This window comes from Streptosporangium amethystogenes (assembly GCF_000721075.1).
Classification (GTDB): Bacteria; Actinomycetota; Actinomycetes; order Streptosporangiales; family Streptosporangiaceae; genus Streptosporangium; species Streptosporangium amethystogenes.
Window position 1 is genome coordinate 225,866 of record NZ_JOEQ01000011.1, and the last position, 20,410, is coordinate 246,275.

The 20,410-nt window shown below is 68.9% G+C and carries 19 protein-coding genes and 1 pseudogene; 9 read left to right on the forward strand and 11 right to left on the reverse strand.

The features are described 5' to 3' along the window. The first annotated feature begins 149 nt into the window (after positions 1–149). Entirely contained in the window at positions 150–719 is a 570-nt protein-coding gene (locus tag IG98_RS0118385; RefSeq protein ID WP_245651615.1) for an IS630 family transposase, read from the forward strand. A gap of 94 nt (positions 720–813) precedes the next feature. On the opposite strand, the gene IG98_RS0118390 is transcribed toward IG98_RS0118385, so the two are convergent. The 3 genes from IG98_RS0118390 to IG98_RS0118400 form a co-directional block, all read right to left on the reverse strand. Continuing rightward, positions 814–1,185: an IS3 family transposase gene (locus IG98_RS0118390; protein ID WP_169750140.1), complete on the reverse strand. Its 372-nt coding sequence runs from the start codon at positions 1,183–1,185 to the stop codon at positions 814–816. An 87-nt stretch (positions 1,186–1,272) separates the two neighbouring features. Further along, complete coding sequence (locus tag IG98_RS0118395) at positions 1,273–1,581, reverse strand: transposase (RefSeq protein WP_030913382.1); 309 nt, start codon at positions 1,579–1,581, stop codon at positions 1,273–1,275. A gap of 374 nt (positions 1,582–1,955) precedes the next feature. Further along, the gene (locus tag IG98_RS0118400) at positions 1,956–2,846 is read right to left on the reverse strand and encodes a LysR family transcriptional regulator (RefSeq protein WP_030913383.1); all 891 of its coding nucleotides are present in this window, start codon (positions 2,844–2,846) and stop codon (positions 1,956–1,958) included. 144 nt (positions 2,847–2,990) lie between these two features. Between IG98_RS0118400 and IG98_RS0118405 the strand changes: the two genes are divergently transcribed. Together IG98_RS0118405 and IG98_RS53370 are read left to right on the forward strand one after the other, a co-directional pair. Next, positions 2,991–4,469, forward strand: a complete 1,479-nt coding sequence (locus IG98_RS0118405; protein ID WP_211264015.1) for an MFS transporter — start codon at positions 2,991–2,993, stop codon at positions 4,467–4,469. Between the two features lie 75 nt (positions 4,470–4,544). Further along, positions 4,545–4,778: pseudogene (locus IG98_RS53370) on the forward strand (zinc ribbon domain-containing protein); the annotation flags it as partial. A 46-nt stretch (positions 4,779–4,824) separates the two neighbouring features. Here IG98_RS53370 and IG98_RS0118410 read toward each other — a convergent pair. After that, on the reverse strand, positions 4,825–5,301 hold the full coding sequence (locus IG98_RS0118410) for a hypothetical protein (protein WP_030913385.1): 477 nt from the start codon (positions 5,299–5,301) through the stop codon (positions 4,825–4,827). A 525-nt stretch (positions 5,302–5,826) separates the two neighbouring features. Then, a complete protein-coding gene (locus IG98_RS0118415; RefSeq protein ID WP_030913387.1) occupies positions 5,827–6,498 on the reverse strand; it encodes an NAD(P)-dependent oxidoreductase in 672 nt (223 codons plus the stop codon). A 94-nt stretch (positions 6,499–6,592) separates the two neighbouring features. On the opposite strand from IG98_RS0118415, the gene IG98_RS0118420 reads away from it, so the two are divergent. Continuing rightward, a complete protein-coding gene (locus IG98_RS0118420; RefSeq protein ID WP_084195456.1) occupies positions 6,593–7,069 on the forward strand; it encodes a winged helix-turn-helix transcriptional regulator in 477 nt (158 codons plus the stop codon). Here IG98_RS0118420 and IG98_RS0118425 read toward each other — a convergent pair. Together IG98_RS0118425 and IG98_RS50590 are read right to left on the reverse strand one after the other, a co-directional pair. Next, the gene (locus IG98_RS0118425; RefSeq protein WP_030913390.1) at positions 7,001–7,975 is read right to left on the reverse strand and encodes an ankyrin repeat domain-containing protein; all 975 of its coding nucleotides are present in this window, start codon (positions 7,973–7,975) and stop codon (positions 7,001–7,003) included. The genes IG98_RS0118420 and IG98_RS0118425 overlap by 69 nt on opposite strands. A gap of 20 nt (positions 7,976–7,995) precedes the next feature. After that, the gene (locus tag IG98_RS50590; protein ID WP_211264016.1) at positions 7,996–8,193 is read right to left on the reverse strand and encodes a hypothetical protein; all 198 of its coding nucleotides are present in this window, start codon (positions 8,191–8,193) and stop codon (positions 7,996–7,998) included. A gap of 316 nt (positions 8,194–8,509) precedes the next feature. Between IG98_RS50590 and IG98_RS0118435 the strand changes: the two genes are divergently transcribed. Further along, a complete protein-coding gene (locus tag IG98_RS0118435; RefSeq protein WP_157594393.1) occupies positions 8,510–8,806 on the forward strand; it encodes a hypothetical protein in 297 nt (98 codons plus the stop codon). A 127-nt stretch (positions 8,807–8,933) separates the two neighbouring features. Next, positions 8,934–10,493 (forward strand): serine/threonine-protein kinase, encoded by a 1,560-nt coding sequence (locus IG98_RS0118440; RefSeq protein ID WP_030913394.1) that lies wholly within the window; start codon positions 8,934–8,936, stop codon positions 10,491–10,493. A gap of 199 nt (positions 10,494–10,692) precedes the next feature. Here the strand turns inward: IG98_RS0118440 and IG98_RS47010 are convergent, their stop codons facing one another. Then, on the reverse strand, positions 10,693–13,497 hold the full coding sequence (locus tag IG98_RS47010; protein ID WP_157594394.1) for an outer membrane protein assembly factor BamB family protein: 2,805 nt from the start codon (positions 13,495–13,497) through the stop codon (positions 10,693–10,695). Then, positions 13,437–14,330, reverse strand: a complete 894-nt coding sequence (locus IG98_RS0118450) for a hypothetical protein (protein ID WP_030913398.1) — start codon at positions 14,328–14,330, stop codon at positions 13,437–13,439. Before IG98_RS0118450 ends, IG98_RS47010 begins: the two co-directional genes overlap by 61 nt. A 372-nt stretch (positions 14,331–14,702) precedes the next feature. On the opposite strand from IG98_RS0118450, the gene IG98_RS0118455 reads away from it, so the two are divergent. After that, positions 14,703–16,076, forward strand: coding sequence for a hypothetical protein (locus IG98_RS0118455; protein ID WP_245651616.1), 1,374 nt, complete (start codon positions 14,703–14,705; stop codon positions 16,074–16,076). Further along, positions 16,073–17,227, forward strand: a complete 1,155-nt coding sequence (locus IG98_RS0118460) for an ARPP-2 domain-containing protein (protein WP_030913402.1) — start codon at positions 16,073–16,075, stop codon at positions 17,225–17,227. Before IG98_RS0118455 ends, IG98_RS0118460 begins: the two co-directional genes overlap by 4 nt. A 42-nt stretch (positions 17,228–17,269) precedes the next feature. On the opposite strand, the gene IG98_RS0118465 is transcribed toward IG98_RS0118460, so the two are convergent. After that, positions 17,270–17,560, reverse strand: a complete 291-nt coding sequence (locus IG98_RS0118465) for a hypothetical protein (RefSeq protein WP_030913405.1) — start codon at positions 17,558–17,560, stop codon at positions 17,270–17,272. Positions 17,561–17,645: 85 nt separating this feature from the next. Here IG98_RS0118465 and IG98_RS50595 point away from each other — a divergent pair, with 85 nt between their 5' ends. Then, on the forward strand, positions 17,646–18,089 hold the full coding sequence (locus IG98_RS50595; RefSeq protein WP_157594395.1) for a hypothetical protein: 444 nt from the start codon (positions 17,646–17,648) through the stop codon (positions 18,087–18,089). Position 18,090: 1 nt separating this feature from the next. Here the strand turns inward: IG98_RS50595 and IG98_RS0118470 are convergent, their stop codons facing one another. Next, positions 18,091–20,133 (reverse strand): hypothetical protein, encoded by a 2,043-nt coding sequence (locus IG98_RS0118470; protein ID WP_157594396.1) that lies wholly within the window; start codon positions 20,131–20,133, stop codon positions 18,091–18,093. Positions 20,134–20,410 lie beyond the last annotated feature (277 nt).

Below are 20,410 nucleotides of genomic sequence, written 5' to 3' on the forward strand. Positions count from 1 at the left end.
ATTTTTTTAACAAAACTGTGCGGACCCGGACGCGTAACCGGTTGGCGAACTCAATGCGCGGTCGATCGGCTCGCTCACGTAAGCCCCCTAGTGTCCTGCGCCGGTAATCCATCGTTAGATCCTGTGTGAACTCTTCTTCCGGTGAGCCGGTGCGTCGTCGGGGTCCGAAGTTGGAGCCGTTGCTGCTCTCCAATGAGGAGCGCGCGGTGCTGGGGCGGTGGATGCGGCGGGCGAACTCGGCGCAGTCGTTGGCGCTGCGGGCGCGGATCGTGTTGGCGTGCGCGGGCTCCGAGGTTCCGCCGATCGTCGGGGTGGCCAGGGAGTTGAGAGTGGCGCCCGACACGGTCCGCAAGTGGCGGCGGCGATTTCTGGCCGATCGGCTGGACGGGTTGATCGACGAGCCCCGGCCGGGGCGGCCGCCCACTATCGCCGTCGAAGAGGTGGAAGCGGTCGTGGTGGCGACGCTGGAGGAGATCCCGAAGAACGCCACGCACTGGTCGCGGACATCGATGGCGGCCCGCAGCGGCCTGTCGAAGTCCACCATCGGCCGGATCTGGAGGAAGTTCCAGCTCAAGCCGCACCTGACCGGCACGTTCAAACTGTCGACCGATCCGTTGTTCGTGGAGAAGGCCTGCGACGTGGTGGGGCTGTATTTCAACCCGCCTGAGGGCGCGGTGGTGCTTTCAGTGGATGAGTCGGGTCGGACCGGGGCGCGGTGACACCATCGCTGGTGTTCCGTTTCCCCGGCCCGCCCGCCGAACCGGACGTGCCCATTTCTGAGCATCCGGCTCTCCACGTGTTCGTGCCGCTAGGTCAACTGACGCCAGCCGGTGAGGCCGGCCACAGCACGCCCTGGCCGGTGAGGATCCTTGTCAGGTCGGCGACCCACAGCCGGTTTGGCGCGGACGCGGAGAAGTCGCGGCAGACCAGGTCCGGCGCCGCCTGATGACGCGGGTCCTGGCGGGTGGAGCCGGTCGTGAAGCCCTTGCGCATGAAGGCGCCCTGCAGCCCGGCCTGGCGCATGAGGCGCTCGACCCGCTTGCGGGAGACGCGGACGCCGCGTCGGCGCGGCTCCAAGTGGATGCGTGGTGAGCCGTAGGTGCCGGCGAACTCGTGACCGGCCCGGATCTTAACGATCTCCTCCAGCAGCAACCGCTCGTGCGCTGGGCCGGGCGACGCGCTCACGCCATCCGTAGTAGGTGGAGACGGGCACGCCCAGGACCCGCAAGATGAGTTCGATCGCGGCAAGGCCGGGGTGGGTGTCGATGAACCTCATGACCGCCGCCGGGTCAGGTCGAACTCCTGGGCGAAATAAGCGCTGGCCGCCCGCAGGATCTCGTTGACGCGCCGCAGTTCGGCGTTCTCCTTGGCCGGCCGCCGGTTCTCCTCCAGCACCGCGGTGCTCGGCAGGTCGTCACGCTCGCCGTGATCGGCCTGGTCCTGCCGGATCCAGTTCCGCAGCGCCTCCCGGTGGATGCCCAGTTGGTCGGCCAGGTGCGCGATGACCGGCTTGGGCTCGGCCTGCCGATACAGCCTCATCGCGCGCTCGCGTAGCTCCAGCGGGTACTTTCGCTTCCCCATAATCGAGACCTTTCCCATGATCCGTGGACCATGATCCAAAGCCTCCGGAAAAACGGGGGAAGCTCACACCACGACCACCGCCGCGGCCAGTATCGTGACGCACAGCCCAGTGACCGGTATCCACCAGCGGATGGGGGGTCGGCTCATCCCGACATCATCGACGGCGTCCGGCACTGGCGGCCTTCACCACAGCTCATCTCATGCTGAATCGTGACCCCGAGACACCTGGCTGCGATCATGATGATCAAGGTTTGGAGACCATCTCAGCGTTGACGGTGGAGCGGGGTGACGGTACCTAGCGGGATTGCGCGGGGCAGACCGGGCGTTCAACACCGAGAAGACCTACGCCGGCCGGGTCGGGCGATCGAGGGCGACTATGACGACGACACATCGATCACGCGGTCGCGTAACCATCGGTGAGCCGGGTCCGCGTCGAGCCGGACGTGCCACATCAATGACACCGTCACCTCGGGAGCATGGAAGGGTAACTCGAAGGAGTACATTCCTCGCCGCAGGTTAGCGGTGTGACGCTCCGGAACGGTGGCGACCAGGTCCGAGGCCTCCGCCAGCGCCAGCGCGGCGCTGAAGCCGTCTACAACCGTGACGACCTCCCGCTCGTTGCCTGTCGCGCGAAGGGCCTCATCCACCAGCCCCTCCGTCAGGCCGCGCCGCGAGACGTGCACGTGCCGCGAGGAGGCGTACCGGGCCGCCGTCACTTTTCCGGTGCTCAGTGGGTGCTGGCTTCGCACCACCCCGATGAAGTGGTCGGTGAACAGGGGCTCGCTCAGCATGTCGGGGGGCAGAGCGTGCTCGATGACGCCCGTCTCGAGGTCGAGCATGCCCTCGCGCAGGGGAGCGGTGTCCTTCTTGGTCTTCTGCAGGAACCGCAGCCGCACGCCAGGCGCCACGCGGCCAACCTCCGCCACCAGCGCGGGCCCGAACCTCTCCACGAACCCATCGCTGCTACGCAAGGCGAAAGTCCGCTCCAGCGTCGCTAGGTCGAGCCTTTCGGCCGGCCGGAGAACGGCTTCGGCCTCCTGGACCAGGGTGTGCACACGGTCGCGCAGTTCCAAAGCGCGGGGCGTGGGCACCAGCCCTCGGCCGGCTCGCACCAGCAGCGGGTCGCCCGTGGCCCGCCGCAGCCGCGCGAGCGCGCGACTCATCGCGGACGGGCTGAGCGCAAGCCGTTCACCCGCGCGCGTCACGCTGCCTTCCTCGAGCAGGACGTTGAGGGTAACCAGCAGGTTCAGATCGGGACGGACCATGTGCGAAGGATCTCACGGATCAACTGGGGCATGGCGTTTCATGCACAAATGGCTTTCTATCTTTGCGCCTTCCACCAGGTCAAAGCGGGATCTAGGTTCATTGCGACCCCATCGCCCCGCCGACTCCAGGAAGAGGCCGTCATCGTGAGAGCAGCAGCCGAGCCCGAGCAGGCACCGCCTGCGCGCCGTCCGCCCCTGGCCTGGGCGCTCGCCGCGCTGTCGCTGTCCATGCTTCTGCCCTCGCTCGGCACCAGCATCGCCAACGTCGCCCTACCGACCATCGCTGTGGCCTTCGACGCCGCCTTCAACGACGTCCAGTGGGTCGTGATCTCCTATCTCCTGGCCGTCACGACCCTGATCGTCGGCGCCGGCCGACTCGGCGACCTTGTCGGCCAGCGCCGCGTTCTGCTGGCTGGCATCGCCGTGTTCACGCTTGCGACGCTGCTGGGCGGTCTCGCCCCGAACCTTCCGATCCTGGTCGTCGCCCGGGCGCTTCAAGGAGCCGGTGCCGCGTGCATGATGGCGCTGACCATGGCCATCGTCGGCAAGACGGTACCTAGGGACCGCACTGGCAGGGTCATGGGGCTGCTCGGAACGATGTCGGCAGTCGGCACAACGCTGGGGCCCGGCCTCGGTGGCGTCCTGATCACGGTCTTCGGCTGGCGCGCCATCTTCCTCGCCGTCGTGCCGCTCGGTCTCCTCGCGCTCACGCTCACCTTCAGGATGCTGCCCGGCTCCGCGCCGGCAGTGATCTCCGTACGCGGGCGGTTCGACAGCGTGGGCACCGCGTTGCTGGCGATCACGCTGGGGGCCTACGCGCTGGCCATGACGATCGAGGGGAACTCCTTCGGCTCGCTCACCATCGGGTTGCTCCTCGCCTCGGGGGCGGGCCTCGCCCTGTTCGTCGTCACCGAGCGCCGGGTCTCATCCCCGCTGCTCACCCTGTCGATGTTCCGTGACCCCGTCCTCGCCGCCGGGCTGACGACGAGCGCCCTGGTCTCGACCGTCATGATGACCACTCTCGTTGTAGGGCCCTTCCATCTGGCCTGGGCGCTCGGCCTCGACCCGGCCTTCGTCGGCCTGGTGATGTCGGCAGGCCCCGCCGTATCCGCCCTCACCGGCGTCCCGGCGGGCCGCGCCACCGATCGTTTCGGAGCCGGGACCATGGTGGTGGCCGGGCTCGCCGGCATCATCGGCGGCGCCGTGGCGCTCTCCTTGATGCCCACGGCTGCCGGGGTCATAGGGTACGTCCTGCCCCTGGTCGTCGTCACCGCCGGTTACGCCCTGTTCCAGGCGGCCAACAACACCGCGGTGATGAAGGACGTCTCCCCGCACCAGCGTGGCCTGCTGTCGGGCACGCTGAACCTCTCCCGCAACCTCGGCCTCATGACCGGCGCGTCGGTCATGGGAGCCGTCTTCGTCTTCGCGGCAGGCGCGAGCGACGTCAGCACCGCCACGTCGGCGGAGGTGGCTCGCGGAACGCACTGGACCTTCGCCGTCGCGGCCCTCCTCGTGGCCTTCGGGCTGGCCGTGGTCCTGGGCCTCTGGCGGCGTGCCGGCTCTCACCCGGCGACAGCGCCGAGGCCCCATCACGGTGGGTTGACGACTGAGCCGGGCCCGTGATGGAGCTCAGGCTGAGCGGCCGCACTCCTCCTACGCCGGACGCGTACGAGGTGAACCGCGCCGGGGTACATCAGCATGCCGCTGGACGTGCGGGAATGGACCTGCCGCTGCGGTGCCGTCCATGACCGCGACGTCAACGCCGCGCGCAACATCCTGGCCGAAGGCCGACGAACCGTCGCCGCTGGACGGAAACCCGCCGCTGGGACGCGGCGGGAGGCGGAGACGTTAAACGCCCGTGGAGGTGACGTAAGACCACCGCTCGCGGTGGCGGACGCCGATGAAGCAGGAAGCCTCAGAAGTGCCGCGTGAACGCGCGGCACGGGCTGAATCCCCGGCCTTCAGACCGGGGAGCGCGTCAAAGGCCGGTCATCACCAGGCTCATGTAGTACCAGTAGTCGTCGCCGAAGATGTGCTGCGGGATGTAGGTGATCTGTCCGGTGGCGAGCGTGGCGCAGGTGGAGCCCCACGCGGTGACCGAGCCGAGCTGCTTGCCTTGGCCGACGACGGGCGGGGTGACCTCGCGCAGGCTGAACAGTGCTGATCCGGTGGTGCCGATGGTGGTGGTCGGGTTGGCGAAGTTGCCGGAATAGGCGCGATCACCGTTGTTCATGGCGACGTATCGGTTGCCGCCGGGGTACATGTACCCGGCGAGGTTGATCCGGATCTCGTCGCCGTTGTTCTCATCCACGTCGTAGGCGTCCACGTAGTTCAGTTCCACCCGGCACGTGGCGGCCGCGGTCGTCGCGCCGGCGGGCGAGGCCACGGACACGGCCATCGAGACGGCCAGGCTCGCCGTCAGTGCGAGCGCGAGTGTGAGTTTGTGAGATCGCATGCCGTTTCTCCCTCTGTTGACCTGCGTTTCATGCCGAAACGCCGGCATCTCAGGGTGCGGCAGGCAGCGTGGGGAGGTCAGTGGACAAATGCACACTCCATCCACGCCTTTTTACGCGTTCGCGCGGCCGGGGCGCGTACACAGGTCCCATTGGTCTTGCCGACGGCCCCGGTGTGGTCGACCGGCCTCTGCCGGGACGGACGGGGCGACCTAACGCGGCCGGGCGGCCGTCCGGCCGCGGTGTCGGCCGCGGCGGGCCTGTGCCTGGGAGCGCTGAGCCTGCTCATTGTGGTCTTCGCCGAAGGGCCCCGGCTCGCCGACCGAGGATAGGAGCGACGGCTTCGTTCGGGGCGGCTGGCTCGTGCCCCACCTGGACGAACTCTTCGTCCGGCGTACCTTCGACTGGCTGGATCTCGCCGACGGTCTGCTGCTGCTCCAGTACGAGACTGCCGGCGCTGCCCCGGTAGCGGAGTACGAGGGCGTCACGGCCTTCGTCCAGTGTGGTGAGCAGGAGGGGGGCCCGGCTCAGTCGAAGACGGAGACGCGGGTGCGGTGGTGTCGTGGTGTGTCGATTTCGTCGATCACCGCCACCGCGAGGTCCGCGTAGGACAGACGCGCCGATGCCGATCGCGGCACGGTCTCTCCCCCGATCCGGTAGCGGCCGGTTCTGGGGCCCGTCGACTCCAGCAGCGCGGGCGGGGTCAGCATGAGCCAGTCGACCTCGGTGTCCCCGGCCTCTCGGAGCCGGTCCAGCCCGGCCGTGTGCGCGATGGCGAACGGCCGGATCTCGACCGGGAAGACCGAGGGGTCGTCCATCACCGGACGCCCGTGGACGTCGAGGAGGTTCGCGAACAGGCCGACCAGAACGAGTCTGGGCACCCGCGCTTCCGTCAGGCCGTGCAGCAGGGCGTCGGCCGCCTTCACGAAGAACCGCGGGTCGAGGTCGGCGAAGCCCTGCTCCGGGCCGGAGAACGGACTCACCGCCTGAACCGCGGCGTCATGGCCGGGCACGATCGAGGAGATCGCCGCCACGTCCGTGACGTCGCCCCGCACCACCCGGACGCCGTCCGCCTGAATGTCGCGGTGCCTGTCCGGGTCCCGGACCACGGCGGTGACGAGATGTCCGCGCTCACGCGCCTCGGCCGTGATCGCCCGTCCCGCCCGGCCCCCCGCCCCGAAGATGACGATGTCGCTCATGTCGCTCCTGTCTGGTGGCGTATGTCGCCGCCGGACAGGACGGTATCCAGGAGATACCGGTTACCTCAACGATACCTGGGATAGCCTCGCGTTCATGATCGAACCCCTGGACCCGGAGATGTTCGACCCCGTGTGCCCGTCCAGCGCCATGCCGATACAGATCGGCGACAAGTGGACCGCGATGGTCGTGCTCTGTCTCGAAGGCGGCCGGCGGCGGTTCAACGAACTGCGGGGACCGCTGCGCGGCGTCACCCCGAAAGTGCTCACCCAGACCCTGCGGGCGATGGAACGCGACGGTCTGGTCACCCGCACCGCGTACGACGAGAACCCACCCCGGGTCGAGTACGAGCTGACGACGCTGGGGCGCAGCCTGCTGACCCTCATCGCGGCCGCCCGTGCCTGGAGCGGCGAGCACCTCCCCGCGCTCCTCGAAGCCCGCGACGCGCACGACTCCGCGCCCGGCCCATCACCGCTGGGAACCGCTGAGCCAGGCGTAGCGGGATCAGCGGTCTCGGTCCGGCAGCCGCAGCCACAGATCCGGCGGACCGACGACGGCCCGCGCGTCGGATAGTCGCAGCCCCGCCGCCGCGCAGCAATAGGCCACGGCCTGGCCCTGGTAAAGGTACTCGACGAGAATCTCTTCGCCCGTCAGATGCCCACCGGCGTCGCCGCCGCCGGGATGCGTGTCCGAATCCTCCAGGACGCCGTCGCGACTCACGGCCCCCTGGTTACCGCTCTTGGGATTGGCGCCCATGCTGTGGCAGACCGTTCCCACCGACAGCGGCAAGGTCACTTCGGGGGTGTAGGGGACGTATCCCCATGGCTGGGTGACGACGCATCCGCCGGGGACGTCGGTGACCCCGACGATCCCCAGGCTGCCGTCGAAGTCGGACCACGGATCATCCAGAGCCGCCTCGACGTCGGCGTCATCGGCCGGGCAGGCTTCCAGCCGCCGGGCGGCCTCGGCCGCGGTGATGTTCGCCGCGCACGCCACACTCAAGCCTTCTTCGTCGAATTCCCCCAGTGCGGCGATCAGGCGTCGCGCCTCCGCGACCGTCGCGGTCTCGGCGGGGGACAGGCCGGGGTGCCCCGCGGGGACCGGGAACCGGTCGGGCGCTGGACCGGCGAGGGCGAGCCGTCCAGGAGACCATCCGGCCATCATGGGCCGCCACGGGTCCGCTCCGGCGGCGACCAGGGCGCGGGCGTTGTCCAGGCGGTGGGCGAAGACGGCCACCCATAGGGCGGTCCGGTCGTCGTAGTCGGCGTCGACGTCGTCGACCCGGTGGGCCAGCTCGGCCACCGACTCGGGCGTTCCCCATTCGGCCGCGAGGTGCAACGGCTTTCCGTCGTGGCCGCCGAAGGAGTAGGCGCCCGAGTTCGGGTCGGCGCCGGCTTCCAGCCTGGTGCGGATCACCTCGGGATCGGCCCAGCCACGCGCGCTGATGTCGAACCATCCCGCCGACTCGGAACCGGTCATAACGCTCCTCGGATCGGCGTTCAGCGGTCCAGCCAGAACTGGAGCTTGAGCAGAGTGAGGCTGATGATACTCGGCGTGAACTCTTCGTGGCCGAGAGCCCCGCAGTGGATTCCGACCTGCCAGGCGCTGTTCTCTTTGCCGAGGTCGAATTCTTCGCCGTAGGACACACCTCCGGACCACTGGTCAACGGATTGAATCCTTCCGGTGGTCAGGTGCACGCTTCCGGTCCAGGTCCTGTGCCAGGTGTCGAGAACAGATGGCGGCCCGTCCCGGAGTTCGTATTTGACCATACGTTTTTCGCTTGACGGTCGATATCGATGCTGTGGGAGACCGTGCCGGAGCTCGGTGGCGTGTGGCGCTCGCCGATAACAGGCTGTCGCCAAACCGGGTAGCCGGCAGGAGTGCCGAAAATATCCTCATATATCCGTTAAAGCGACCTGTGTCTGCTTTGATATTGAGGGCCATGCCGAAATGGGGCTAAGTTTGTTTCGGTAAAGGGCTAAGGCGTGTGCTCTGCGAGAGGTGTCGGCGGGCGTGGTCAACGACCAGAAGGACCTGTTTCCCGGCTTATGGGACGAACAGCAAGGGCTTAATCTGTCGCCCGAAATTGCCGTCGAATCGGTCGAAAGCCAACAGACAGCCACTGTTTTTGACACTCCCCAAGGATTCGAGCAGGGCACGTCCTTCCAGGTCCGTGACGCGTTCGAGGAGCTCGTCCGGCGGGACCTGCTCGGGCCGTGGGGCGGCGAGACCAAGGAGCCGCCACGCGGCAGGCTGTTCCAGGTCGAGCTGACCGACCCCGAGCGCGCCGTCGATCTGTCGTTTCTCTGAACATCGTTCATCTTTGGGCGACGAAATCACTCATTCGTTGGAACGCGAGCCGTGGTCCGGCCGATCAACCTATGCGTCTCCTCGGAAGATCCCGAGGATTCACGACATCTTCGGAAGGCGGGCGGCTTTGAGCAGGCGGACGATTATCGGGGCCCGCTACGAGCTGGACCCCCTGTCGCGTCGCTCGGGAGGAATGGGCGAGGTGTGGTTCGGCTACGACAAGCGCCTCGACCGGCCGATCGCCATCAAGTTCATCAGGGTCGACAAGCTGCCCGACGGCCGGAGCGACGAGGAAATGGCCAGACGCTTCGTGCGCGAGTCACGGATCACCGCCCGGCTTGAGCACCCGGGGGTTCCCACGGTCTACGACTGCGGATCGCACGGTGATGACCTCTACCTCGTCATGCAGCTCGTCAACGGCACCTCCGTCTCCGCGCTTCTCGATGAGACGGAGGTGCCCGTCGGCTGGGCGGTGGCGATCGCCGCCCAGGTCTGCTCGGTGCTGGCCGTGGCCCACGCCAACTCGCTGGTGCACCGAGACCTCAAGCCCGCCAACCTGATGCTCTGCCCCGACGGCACGGTGAAGGTGCTCGACTTCGGGATCGCCGCCGTCCGGGCCGGTGCGGAGACGACCCGGCTCACCAGGACGGGCGAGGTGCTCGGCACCCCGGCGTACATGGCACCGGAGCAGGCCACGACCGGAGTCGCCGGCCCGCAGAGCGACCTCTACTCCCTCGGCGTGATCCTGGACGAGATGCTCGCCGGCCAGAACCAGTTCGCCGCCCCCACCGCGCTGGCCTCGATGCGCAACCACACGGACGTCCCGCCCCGGCCGCTACGCGCCAGAAGGCAGGGCATCCCCGAAGGTCTGGAGCGGCTCGTCCTGTGGCTGCTCGCCAAGTCCCCCGAGGAACGGCCGGCCACCGCGGAGGTGGTCTACGAGCGGCTGCTGGACTTCTGCCGCGAGCTGCCGCCCTTTCCCGGTTATGTGAACCTGGACGCGCCGCACCCGGTGCGTATGTACGCCGCGGTCGTCGGACGCGTCGCTCCTCTGGGGACGAAACGGAACCGCCGTCCCGCCGATCCGGTACGGCCGCCGCGGATCAGGCTTGCCGGAGAGTCGGTGCATATCGACCGCGACGACCTTGAACGCGCCCGCAGGGACGCCAGGATGCTCAAGGTGGAATCGCGGTTCACCCAGGCGGCGGATGTGCTGGCGGAGGTGATGCGTCCGGCCGAGGGCTCGTTCGGTTCGGCCAGTTCCGAGGTGGTGGACCTGCGGATCGAGCTCGCCGAGGCGCTCTTCCTCGGCGGGGACTACCGCCGGGCGGCGCCCGAGTTCCATCGGCTGGCGGCCGATGTCGCCGAGGTGGAGGGGCCGGGCAACAACCTCGCACTGCGATGCCGGTTGATGGAGGCGAACTGCCACGCGGAGGTCGGGGAGATGAGCCTCGCCCTGGCGCAGCTCCGTGAGCTCCTGGCCGACGAGCGGCGATTCGGAGCCGACGAGGAGCGGATTTTCGAACTCCGGCGTCAGATCGGGCTGGTGGAACTCGGCTCGGGTAACCGGGCCCAGGCCAGACGCGCGCTGGGTGACCTGCTGGGTGACCTGGAGCGGAGATACGGCCCGCAGCACGCCGAGGCCGGTAAGGTCCGCGCGATCCTCGAAGGTCTCGACGATCGATGACGCCCCCGCGACGGTAGGGCGGCGGTCTCAGCGGCGGGGTGCTGTCGTGCTCGGCATCCCTTCCCGCGTGGGAGTGAGCCCTCCGGTTTCGGAACTTGCGCTCGGAGGAGAAGACCTCCTCGACGGCGAGAGCGAACCGTCTCCTTCGTCGAGGTCGCGGCGTGTGTCTTGGAAGCCACCGGGACATTACCGGGCCGGACTAACCACCCGCCGTTCCGTCCGTCACCCGGATCGCGGACACGTCGCCGATCGTGCTCCCGACGTATACCAGGCCGCCCGCCGTCACCGGGGTCGTCCTGATCTGGCCGCCGGTCCGGTAGGTCCACCGGGTCGTGCCGGTGGCGGCGTCGAGCGCGTGCAGGTGGCCGGCGACGTTCCCGACGTACACGACGCCGCGTGCCACCAGCGGGCGGGCCCTGACGCCGTCACCGGCGGGGAAGTCCCAGCGCCGCGTGCCCGAGGCGGCGTCCAGTGCGTAGAGCCGGCCGTTGACGTGACGCAGGTACACGGTGCCGCGGTCCACGACGAGGCCGCCGTAGATGCCGTTGGCACTGCCGGGTGCGAAGTCCCACGACTTCCGGCCGGTGGCGGCGTCCAGCTTGTGCAGCACGCCGTCGCCGCCGCCGACGTACACCGCCCCGCCGCTCACCACGGGGCCTGCGGTGATCCGGACGCCGGCCGGGAAGCTCCACCGTGGCCTGCCGGTGGCGCGATCCAGCGCGTGCAGGTGGCCGTTCTCGGTCGGTACGTAGATAGTTGTGCCGCTCGTTACCAGATTGAGGAAAGAGGTCCCCTTGGCCGCCCGGAAGCGCCAGCGCTGCTTCCCGGAGGCGGTGTCCAGTGCGTACACCGTGCCGTCGCTGCTGCCGACATGGACGATGTCCCCGGCCACCGACGGCGTGCTGAAATGGATGTCCCCGCCGACCCTGGCGCGCCATCGCGGTCGGCCGGTGGCCGCGTCCAGCGCGAGGACCTCGGAGTTCCTGCCGCACGCGTACACCGTGCCCGCAGCCAGCACGATGCTGCTCCACGCGTCGACCCGGCGGCTCCATCGCAACCGGCCCGATGCCGCGTCCAGGGAAACGATCCGGCCGGCGTCGTTCCCGGCGTACACGGCGCCGCCGGTCACCGCCAGATAGGAGATGGTGCTACCACTCTGGTGGCTCCACCGCCTCGCGCCCGAGGCGGCGTCCAGCGCGTACACGTTGCCGTCGAAACTGCCGGCGTACACGGTGCCGCCCGCGAGTACGAGGTCGTCGACGCTGCCGTCGGCCGGGAAGCTCCAGCCGGCATGGCGGGTGCGGCGGGGGCCGTCGCCGGGGACGGCGGCTCCCGGCTGGTATCGGGCCAGCAGGTTCCGCTGGAGCAGCGGGGTGAGCCGCCGGACGGCCTGCCGCGAGGTGGACCTCAGGCGGACGAGGACCGGCCCCGCGACGACGATGGACTCGTCCAGCGATCTGCCCGGCACCTGGGGGGTGTGCGTTACGGCGTGGGGGCTCTCGTAGGCGGGATCGTAAACGCCGCTCTCCTTGATCTGGGCGACTTCGGTGCCGAACGCCTTCCGCGCGGCGGCGGGGGAGGGGAACACCCAGTCCACCAGGACGGAGACGACGGCCTCCTCGTCCGTCGGCGGTATCCAGTCGCAGGCCACGGGTTTCGGCGGCGTCACCCCCGCCAGGGTCCTCATCCCGGGGTTGGGACGGTAGCCGGCCCCGGCGACGTCCACGTCGCGGCCGGTCAGGAGGGCGCAGGCGTCCGGCCAGGCGGTCAGGGGGACCTCGCCGAACGGGGCCGGCGCGGTGGACGGTCCATGGGTCGCCTGGTAGGCGACGATCCGGCCCGCCCTGTCGTAGACGAAGGCCATGCCCGGAGCCGTTCCCATCAGGACCGCGCGGGAGCGTGGTGTGTCGACGGGCAACCCGCTGAGGCGGCCGGTGACGGTGTTCAGGGAGATCAGGAAGGCCGGCATGGGCCAGTCGCCGCTGCGGACATCCAAAAACCCCCTGTCCGAGATGCTGGGATAGCCGCCGATGAAGAGGGGGTGGCTCCAGTGCTCCGGTTCCGTGGCCCGGGTGGGCGGGCGGCGCTCGACGGCCTCGCGGGCGGTGGACAGCCGCAGGCCCTCCGGAGAGTAGAACGCCTCGACGTCTCCGACCTGGACGTACACGTATCCGTCCGCGCCGGCTGTGAGCCCGAGCCTGGGCGAACTCTCCGCCTCCGTCTCCGACGGCAGCGAGACGGGGAACGGGATCGAGCGCGTCCAGCGGGGCCGCAGGGTGCGGGGATCCACCGAGGAGAGCTCGATCCGGTTCCCCGCGCAGGAGCTGAGCAGCATGATCGCCTGAGAGGTGGCGTCGCCGTGCGGATCGCAGTGCCGTGGCTGGGTCGTCCGCGCCGTCGGCCTGCCGGTCCAAAGGTCGAGCGTGGTGAGGGTGACGGGGTCGGCCTGCCGGTCGTGGACCGTGACGCCTCCTTCGGTCACCATGATGCTCAGCCCGAGATGGCGGCTACCGGCCTCCGCCGGGCCGTCGGCGGAGGTGGTGACCGTACGCCGCCACAGCGGGGCGCCGGTGGCGAGTTCGTGGCCGGACACGAGGTGGCCGGCCACGCCGGACACCTCTCTCGACACGATGATCGTCCCGGCCGCGACCCACACATCGGTGATGGGGGCGGAGCCGCCGGGGTCGGCCGGGATGCTGTAGCGCCTCCTGCCGGTGAGCGGGTCGTGGACCGAGACGGTCCCCTGCGGTGTCACCACGGCGAGGGCCTCGCCGGACACCCCGTAGCGGAGGTTCTCGACAGCCGCCGGATCCTCGACGTTGGCGGGCATGGACCACAGGGCACGCCATCCGGTCGGCGCCCAGGGGAGGCGCGGCGCGTCCGCCGCCACGGCCGAGCCGGTCGCCAGGGCCACGGCCAGCAGGAGTGCGAGCCGGCGCACGGTCAGCACCCCTTCGTCTTCGGGAACATGACGCACACCCTGGCGGCGGGTACCGGCGTCCACCCGTCCGGCGGCGCCTCCTCGTAGACGGAGCGGAAGGTATCGGCCTCGCCGGTCAGCCGGAACGGGGCCCCGTCCGGCCCCTTGATCACGATCTGCTCGGTCCGGTCGTCCGCCAGCACCGTGGCCAGGAGGTCGAACTCGTAGTACGCCTTCTTGCCCTTGATCGATACGCTCAGCGTGATCCGCTCGTCCCGTTTGAGGTCGATCTGCTTCTTCGAGAAGTACGAGATGTCAGGGTCCTCGGCTGTGGTGAAACGGGGCACCGGCCGATCGAGATCGGCGAGGAGTTCGACGGTGTCGGCCTCTCCGGCGGTCGTGGCCTTCAGAAACGCGCCGTCCGATCGCGGTTTGCGGGTGAGGACGCGCGGCTTGATGTCGACGATGCGCAGGCTGTTGCGGTTTCCCACCAGGACGACCGTGGCGTTCATCCAATCGGTCACGGAGCCGTGGTGGCGGTTCAACAGCGCGGCGCGCTTCTCGGCGGCCGCCCTGCCCAGCAGAATGCCCCGTTCTTCCGGATCGGTCACCGGCTCCCGCAGGACGATGTCCCGCTCGTCGTACTGGATGGCCACGTGGCCGATCGTGACGGGGGGCGCGCCGCTGATCCGGCCGATCGCGTCGGTCCCGCGGGAGGTGAACCAGTCGGTGAACACCACGCCGACGGCCGCGATGAGCGCGGCGCTGACGATGCCCGCCACCCATGTCCGCGCCGTCTTCCAGCCGCCGCTACCGCCGCCGTCGTCGGTCGGCGCGGCTGGCTCCTCCCGTGGCGGCTGTCTCTCGACACCGGCCCGGGTGTTTTTTCCGGTCTTGCTCCTGCGACCTTTTCCCATAAGCGATATATCCCTCGGGCGTGCGGATATACGAACAGGGTGCGACTAGGCGACGAGCATAACGTCCATTACGTCGCGCCGCAGGGTCGCGCGCATCGGAAGGTCCCTGACAGACCTGATCCGTACATCGGGTGAGGGCAGTGGTCTTTGAGCGCGGGTAATAAGGAAGAAGAAGGCGATATGTCGGTGCTAACCTTCCGGGGTCGGCCGCGGGACTTCGGTGCGACTTCCGGGACCCGCCTTTGAAGCGATGATTCGCAGCTCGTGCCCCCATTCCCCGGCCGACCCCGTACATGACCCCCGGAGGCGGCGATCGAGACTCGCGTCGAGACCAGTGCGGATCTGATCGCCGCCGAGGACGTCCTGCTGTTCGTGAACGCGGCGATCACCGCCACCGGCCAGCGTGAGTTCCACTCCGGGGCGGAGGAGCAGAGTCTCTCGCTGGACTTCCTGCACGACTACCTGATGGGCAACTACCGCGACCTGTACGCGGCCACCCTCGCCCTGGACGTCAACGACCACAACGCCGTACTGATCGCCAGAAACCTGCTGGTCACGGCGGGGGAGGCGGACCCGGAGCAGCGCCTGGCCGAAGGGCGCCTGATCGCCCGGCGGCTGGCCCTGCTGCCGCCGCCCCGGGTGTACGGGCTCTTCCGCGAGCTGCGCCGCGCCAGGGTCAACAACCGGCGGACCAGGGCGATCATGCGGGACTGGCTGGCCGCCCGTCCAGACCTCGCGTTCGACGCGGTGAAGTACCGAGGCGCCGTCAAGGCCGCCGTCCGCCACGCCCACCTGAGCCCGGCCGGGGAACTGGGGCCGTTCCTGTTCACCCCGCACCGGCCGGCCGCCTACACCACACCGATCCTGGAGACCTGGCGGCGGGCCCACTACGAGCAGGCCGCGCTGTACGAGCTGCCCTACACGGTGGCGGAGGGGTTCGCGGCGAAGCACCGCGTCAACCGCGCCACCTTCCTGGAGCGCATCGCGCCCCGGCTCACCCGGCTGGAGCGATTGCGCCTGCAGGAGTCGGCGCGCGGCCTGAAGGTCGACGCGGTGCGGGCCGACCTCACCACGATGCCGCTGACCCGGCTGGCGTCGTACGTGCTGGCCCTCTCACTGGATGATCGGGTGCGCCGCCGCGCCGAGCTGACGACGGCGTTGCGCGCGGCCGCCCGGCGGACCGCGGGCGACCAGGCAGGGAGCTGGGGCGCGGTGGTCGCCGTCCTCGACGACAGCTTCTCCGCGTACGGCTCGGGGCACAAGCGCCGCCGTCCGCTCGCCGTCGCGCTGGCCTGCCATTTCCTGCTGGAGGCACTGGCCGCCGAGTACACGCCGCTGTGGCTGTCGGGCCGGACGGACGCGTTGCTCGTCCATCCGTACGGGGCGACACCGCTCGGCGAGCGCATCCTGGACGGCCTCGAACGCGGGCCCGGGCGCCTGGTCATCGTCTCCGACGGATGGGACAACTCACCGCCGGGGCTCGCCGGAGAGGTACTGCGGATCTGGCGCACCCGGCTCGACCCGCACCACAGCCGCGCCGTCGTGCACCTCAACCCGGTGTACGACGCCGCCGACTTCGACGTACGGCGGCTGGCGCCCACCGTCCCGACCGCCGGGATTCGCGACGCCGAGAACCTGGTCGCCCTGGTGGAACTGGCCCGGTTCGCGGAGGGGCGCACCGGGATCTTCGAGCTCCGTGCCCACCTGGCGCGCCGCGTCGAGGGGTTCCTGCGGGAGGACACATGACAGATCTCGCCCTCACCGGGCTCACCACCCGTCCCTCGCAGGCCTGGGGTGGCGTACGGCTCGTCCCGCTGGTCCGCGAGGAGCCGATCGAGGACCTGCGGCTCGACGCCCGCCTCTACGACGCGGAGTTCGGCGTCGTCCAGGTGAACTCGCGGACCGAGTACTTCTCCTACATTCCGCACGGGTTCGTGGCGAGCTGGACGCGCGACGGCACTCCCGCCGCGGCGTACGGCACCCAGCTGCGGGGGCCGGCGGAGCGTGACCGCACGCCCAGCCGGATGCCGCTGCGGTTCCACCGCCGGATGGCTCGCCGAGCCGACCGGAACCGGCTGCGCTTCCTGCCGCTGCACCTGGCGCTGGAGGGGTACCTGGCGCTGCACTTCGGCGGTCCGGAGATCGTGTGGGAGGAATGGTCGCACCGCGCGGTCAGCCACGGGCTCTCGCCTCGCGTCGAGGAGGCGTACACCGGCGCCGCGGTCAGCGGCCTGCAGGACGCCTTTCGCGTCTTCGAGATCCACCCTGGTCAGTGCGGTGTCCTCGTCTACGTCGCGGACGCGCTCGCCGCCGCGTTCGTGGTGCCGCACCCCGATGACTACCGTGCCCTGTACGCCACCCTCGTGCACGATCTGTACGGTGAGCTGATCTACCACTACGCGATGCTCAGCGGGCCGGTGCCCGATTTCCGGGCCCGCATCGTGGACGCGACGGTGCACTCACTCGCCGACCTGCGCGCGCGGGCCCGCCGGCAGCAGGACGAATGGGCGGCCTTCCACGACCGGGTCATGGCGGGCGGGCTGCTGGACGCGGACTACACGTACCAGCACGTCTACGAGATGGGCGGGTATCGGCTGTCCCGCTTCCTGCCGCCCTTCGAACGTCGGCGGGAGAACCACATCGGCGAGCTCATCACCGACGGCACCGGCCGGCTCGCGTACCTCAAGACGTTCCGCCTGTCGGAGAACCAGATCCGCCGCGGTCATCTGCTGACCAGTCTCGCCGCCGCCGACTGGAACCTGGCCGACACCGCCGTCGCGCTCGGCGTGACCGAGCCGCAACTCGGCCTGCGCATCGAGGCCGCGGGCTTCGGCCACCTGCTCCGCCAGGACGTCCTCGACCACTACCGGGCCCAGGTCCGCCGCGGTGACCGGTGACCGGTGACCGCCCAGGATCGGCACAGGCGCTATCGGCGTAGGTCAGTACCGCGTGGCGGAGGACGGGACCTTGGCCGGGGCGGAGCGGAGTTCCTCTTCGAGGGCGTCGACGAGCGCCCCGGCCGCCTGGCGTAGCCGTACGCGGCGGGCGGTGAGGTCTTCGGTGAACGTCCGGGCCTTCGGGCCCACCCAGGTCCGCTGGCCGGTGAGCCGGCCGTGGGCCGGGTCGAGAGCGGCCTCCAGGATGGCGACCCGTGCCCTGACCTCCGTCAACGTCTGTTCCAGCAGTTGACGCCGCGGGTTGGGCACCAGGTCCTCCGGGCGAGAATTCATTTATTCCTCTTCGGATGCGGATACATCGGACGGACTATTGGACATTATTGGATCTATGGCACCTCGGCCAGTGCTGGAGGAATGCATGACACGTTTTGTGCGGTGTGGCGTTCTGATGTGTGCGGTGGGGCTGCTGACGGTGTCCGGATGTGGGGACAGCGGGCCTACGGCGGCGGAGGCGGGTGAGACCCTCAAATCACATATCACTGGGTTGATGAAGGAGAGCCACGTTCTTGATGTCCGCATCACGGATTCTGGTGGGCGCGATATTCCATGCGGAGAAGGAAAGGCCAAACGAACCTTCGCGGCTACGGCGAGGGATGCCGCGTCGCAACGTGATCCAGGCGGGCTCAATACCTACATGCTCGGTGTGCTCTCCTCGGTTGCCCCTTACCGGATTGCTGAAGATCAGGGAAACGCTCCTATTCGGCTTGCCAATGACACATACAAGACGATGATCATCTTGGAGTCGCCAGGTAACGGGCAATACGGAGTGCGGGGCGAGACCGAGTGTCTTCCGACTTCGTGAGCTAGCTATCGTAGGCCAATCCGCGCTCTCTGCTCAGTTTGTTGCCACCTTCGAACCGACTCGCCATCTTTTGGGATAGATCACCTATTGATAGCTCGTCCTCGCTGCCCATCCCGTTGGCCGCCGCCCACCGCTCGAAGGACTCCAACCCCTTGTTGCCCTGCTTGGCCAGTTCGGCGAACGGTCTGAGGTTGCTCTTGGCGTCGGTGATGGACACCCCGGGTGGGCAGCTGGCCTGGAACTCGGCGGCAGTCACCTTCGGGGTGAAACCATTGGCCATGAGCAGTTGCGCGTAGGTGTGCTGGCGGCTGAGGGTGGCCGCCCGGTCCTCCTTGTTGGCCTTGTCCATCCGGGTCTCGTCCTCATCACCGAAGGCGCCGTCGGCGGCGAGGGTGGTGCTCAACGCGAACCAGGCGAAGTCGTACGCCAGGGTCGGCGCGGCGAAGATGCTGGTCAGCGCGATGGCGGTGTCGCGGGTGAAGTTCACCAGGTTCTTCCGCTGTTCGTCGACCATGTCCAGGTCGCCCTGGACCTTCTCGATCGCGGCCAGCTCGAAGCCGCGTACGTTGCCCAGGGCGGTGAACGCCTTGTCCAGGTGTTCGACGTCCCCGGTGCGCCGGGCCGTCGCCGAGGCGTCGGTGATGAGCTGCTGGGAGAAGCGGCCCATGCCCTGGTCGAACGGGGCGAGGTTCCTGGCTGAGTCGGCGAAGGTCTTCAGGAAGTCGTAGGTGTCCTTCGGGCTCAGGGTGAACGCCGCCGTGGTGCCGAAGGCCGAGGTGAAGGGCTTGAGCGTGCTGGCCTCGGTCATGTTGGCGTCGCCGATGTTCGCGCCCTCGGTGATCTCGGCGGCATAGGCGCCGGCCAGCGTCGACATGAAGATCCTGGCTCCCGGCGCGACCTCCATCGGGGTGGCCGGGGTGTCCTCGGTGCCGTCGGTGTCCTTGAGGTCGCCCATGATGGTCATGACGTTGAAGGCGAACGTCGCGGCCTCGGGGCTGTGCGGGCCCTTCTCATAGGCGCCGCCTCCGGCGGCGAGCATCCGGCCGAACTCCGTGCTGATGTCGAAGTCCATGCCCGCAGGTCGCTGAAAGGCGTGTTCGGGGCTTTCCATCCGGTTGAGCTCGGTGAACAGGTCTCTGAGGTCCTCGTGCGACATGGCGTTGAACAGGCCCCTGGCCACTTCGGGGTTGTTCGCCAGGGCGGGCAGCAGCGGGACGAGATCGGTCTTCCAGCGCCGGGGGCGGGTGCCGTCGCCGTCGCCGACCGGTTTTCCCACTCTGCCACGCGCTATCTCGGTGAGCCACGCGGCGGGGAACATGCCGTACCGGAGCAGGGACGCCAGCTCGCCGTCCGGTGCCTTCTTGAGGTTGTCCGCCTGCCACTCCGAGCCGAGCAGGGCCGGCTGCCCGCCGACCGCGGTGGCCAGGGCGTCGCCGATCACCTTCCGGTGCCCGTCGGCCGCCTTCTTGTCGTACCTGTCCAGACGACCGAGCATGCCGAGCATGCCCTGCGGGCCGATGACCCGGAAGAACCCGGCGGTCAGATAGGCGTCCTGCTGCCCGTCGGCGAGCTTGCCGAGGATCCGGTCGTAGGCGGCATCGGGCAGGCCGAGGGTGGAGGAGGGAAGTAGCGAGAGTTGAAAGGCGAGTTCGGTGCCTTTCTTGGCACTGCCCGCCGGGGACTTTCCGGTCTTCTCGTCGTAGGGCAGCAGCCCCCACTGGAACGGGTTCCGGAACAGGCCGCTGCTCCACGCCGAGGACCGCCCCGGCAGGTCGACCTCCACTGCCAGCATGGGCAGGTCCTGGTTGATCGTCTGCAGGCGTTTGCGCAGCCCCAGAAGCTCGTCGCTGACCCAGCCGTCGATCTCCCTGATCGGCAGCAGTCCCACCGCCGACACCTCGGCCGTCGCGAGGAGTTGCCGGATCCGCTCGGTCTGCTCACTGATCACGTCGCGGCCGCGTTCCAGCGCGGTGATGAAGCCCTGCATCAGCTCGGGGTCGATTCCGGCGAAGTCCGGCGACAAAGGCCCCGTTTCTGGTGACATCGCCCCCACCATTCCCTTCGCCCTGTTTCCAGTTATTTCACTCTAACTCAATAGGGGGCATATTAAAGGACGGATAATACGCTTCCATCAAGCATTATGGGACGATTCTCGGCCTTACGAGAGACGCCACCCTTGGTTGCCGCTCTCGGAGGTGGGGTAAACCTGATCCGCTGAAGAGCACCTCTCACCTGGTCGGCTCGGAGTCACATCACGCGTCGGGGAGCGACGACGGCCCTCGGAGGACCTCCGAGGGCCGTCGCACTGTTCCCGGCCGGTG

What these genes read in the sequence shown, in the direction of transcription:
- IG98_RS0118395 (WP_030913382.1), bottom strand. Translation starts at nt 1,581, where the DNA reads ATGGGGAAGCGAAAGTACCCGCTGGAGCTACGCGAGCGCGCGATGAGG.
- IG98_RS0118400 (WP_030913383.1), bottom strand. Translation starts at nt 2,846, where the DNA reads ATGGTCCGTCCCGATCTGAACCTGCTGGTTACCCTCAACGTCCTGCTC.
- IG98_RS0118410 (WP_030913385.1), bottom strand. Translation starts at nt 5,301, where the DNA reads ATGCGATCTCACAAACTCACACTCGCGCTCGCACTGACGGCGAGCCTG.
- IG98_RS0118415 (WP_030913387.1), bottom strand. Translation starts at nt 6,498, where the DNA reads ATGAGCGACATCGTCATCTTCGGGGCGGGGGGCCGGGCGGGACGGGCG.
- IG98_RS0118420 (WP_084195456.1), top strand. Translation starts at nt 6,593, where the DNA reads ATGATCGAACCCCTGGACCCGGAGATGTTCGACCCCGTGTGCCCGTCC.
- IG98_RS0118425 (WP_030913390.1), bottom strand. Translation starts at nt 7,975, where the DNA reads ATGACCGGTTCCGAGTCGGCGGGATGGTTCGACATCAGCGCGCGTGGC.
- IG98_RS0118450 (WP_030913398.1), bottom strand. Translation starts at nt 14,330, where the DNA reads ATGGGAAAAGGTCGCAGGAGCAAGACCGGAAAAAACACCCGGGCCGGT.
- IG98_RS0118460 (WP_030913402.1), top strand. Translation starts at nt 16,073, where the DNA reads ATGACAGATCTCGCCCTCACCGGGCTCACCACCCGTCCCTCGCAGGCC.
- IG98_RS0118465 (WP_030913405.1), bottom strand. Translation starts at nt 17,560, where the DNA reads ATGAATTCTCGCCCGGAGGACCTGGTGCCCAACCCGCGGCGTCAACTG.
- IG98_RS50595 (WP_157594395.1), top strand. Translation starts at nt 17,646, where the DNA reads ATGACACGTTTTGTGCGGTGTGGCGTTCTGATGTGTGCGGTGGGGCTG.
- IG98_RS0118470 (WP_157594396.1), bottom strand. Translation starts at nt 20,133, where the DNA reads ATGTCACCAGAAACGGGGCCTTTGTCGCCGGACTTCGCCGGAATCGAC.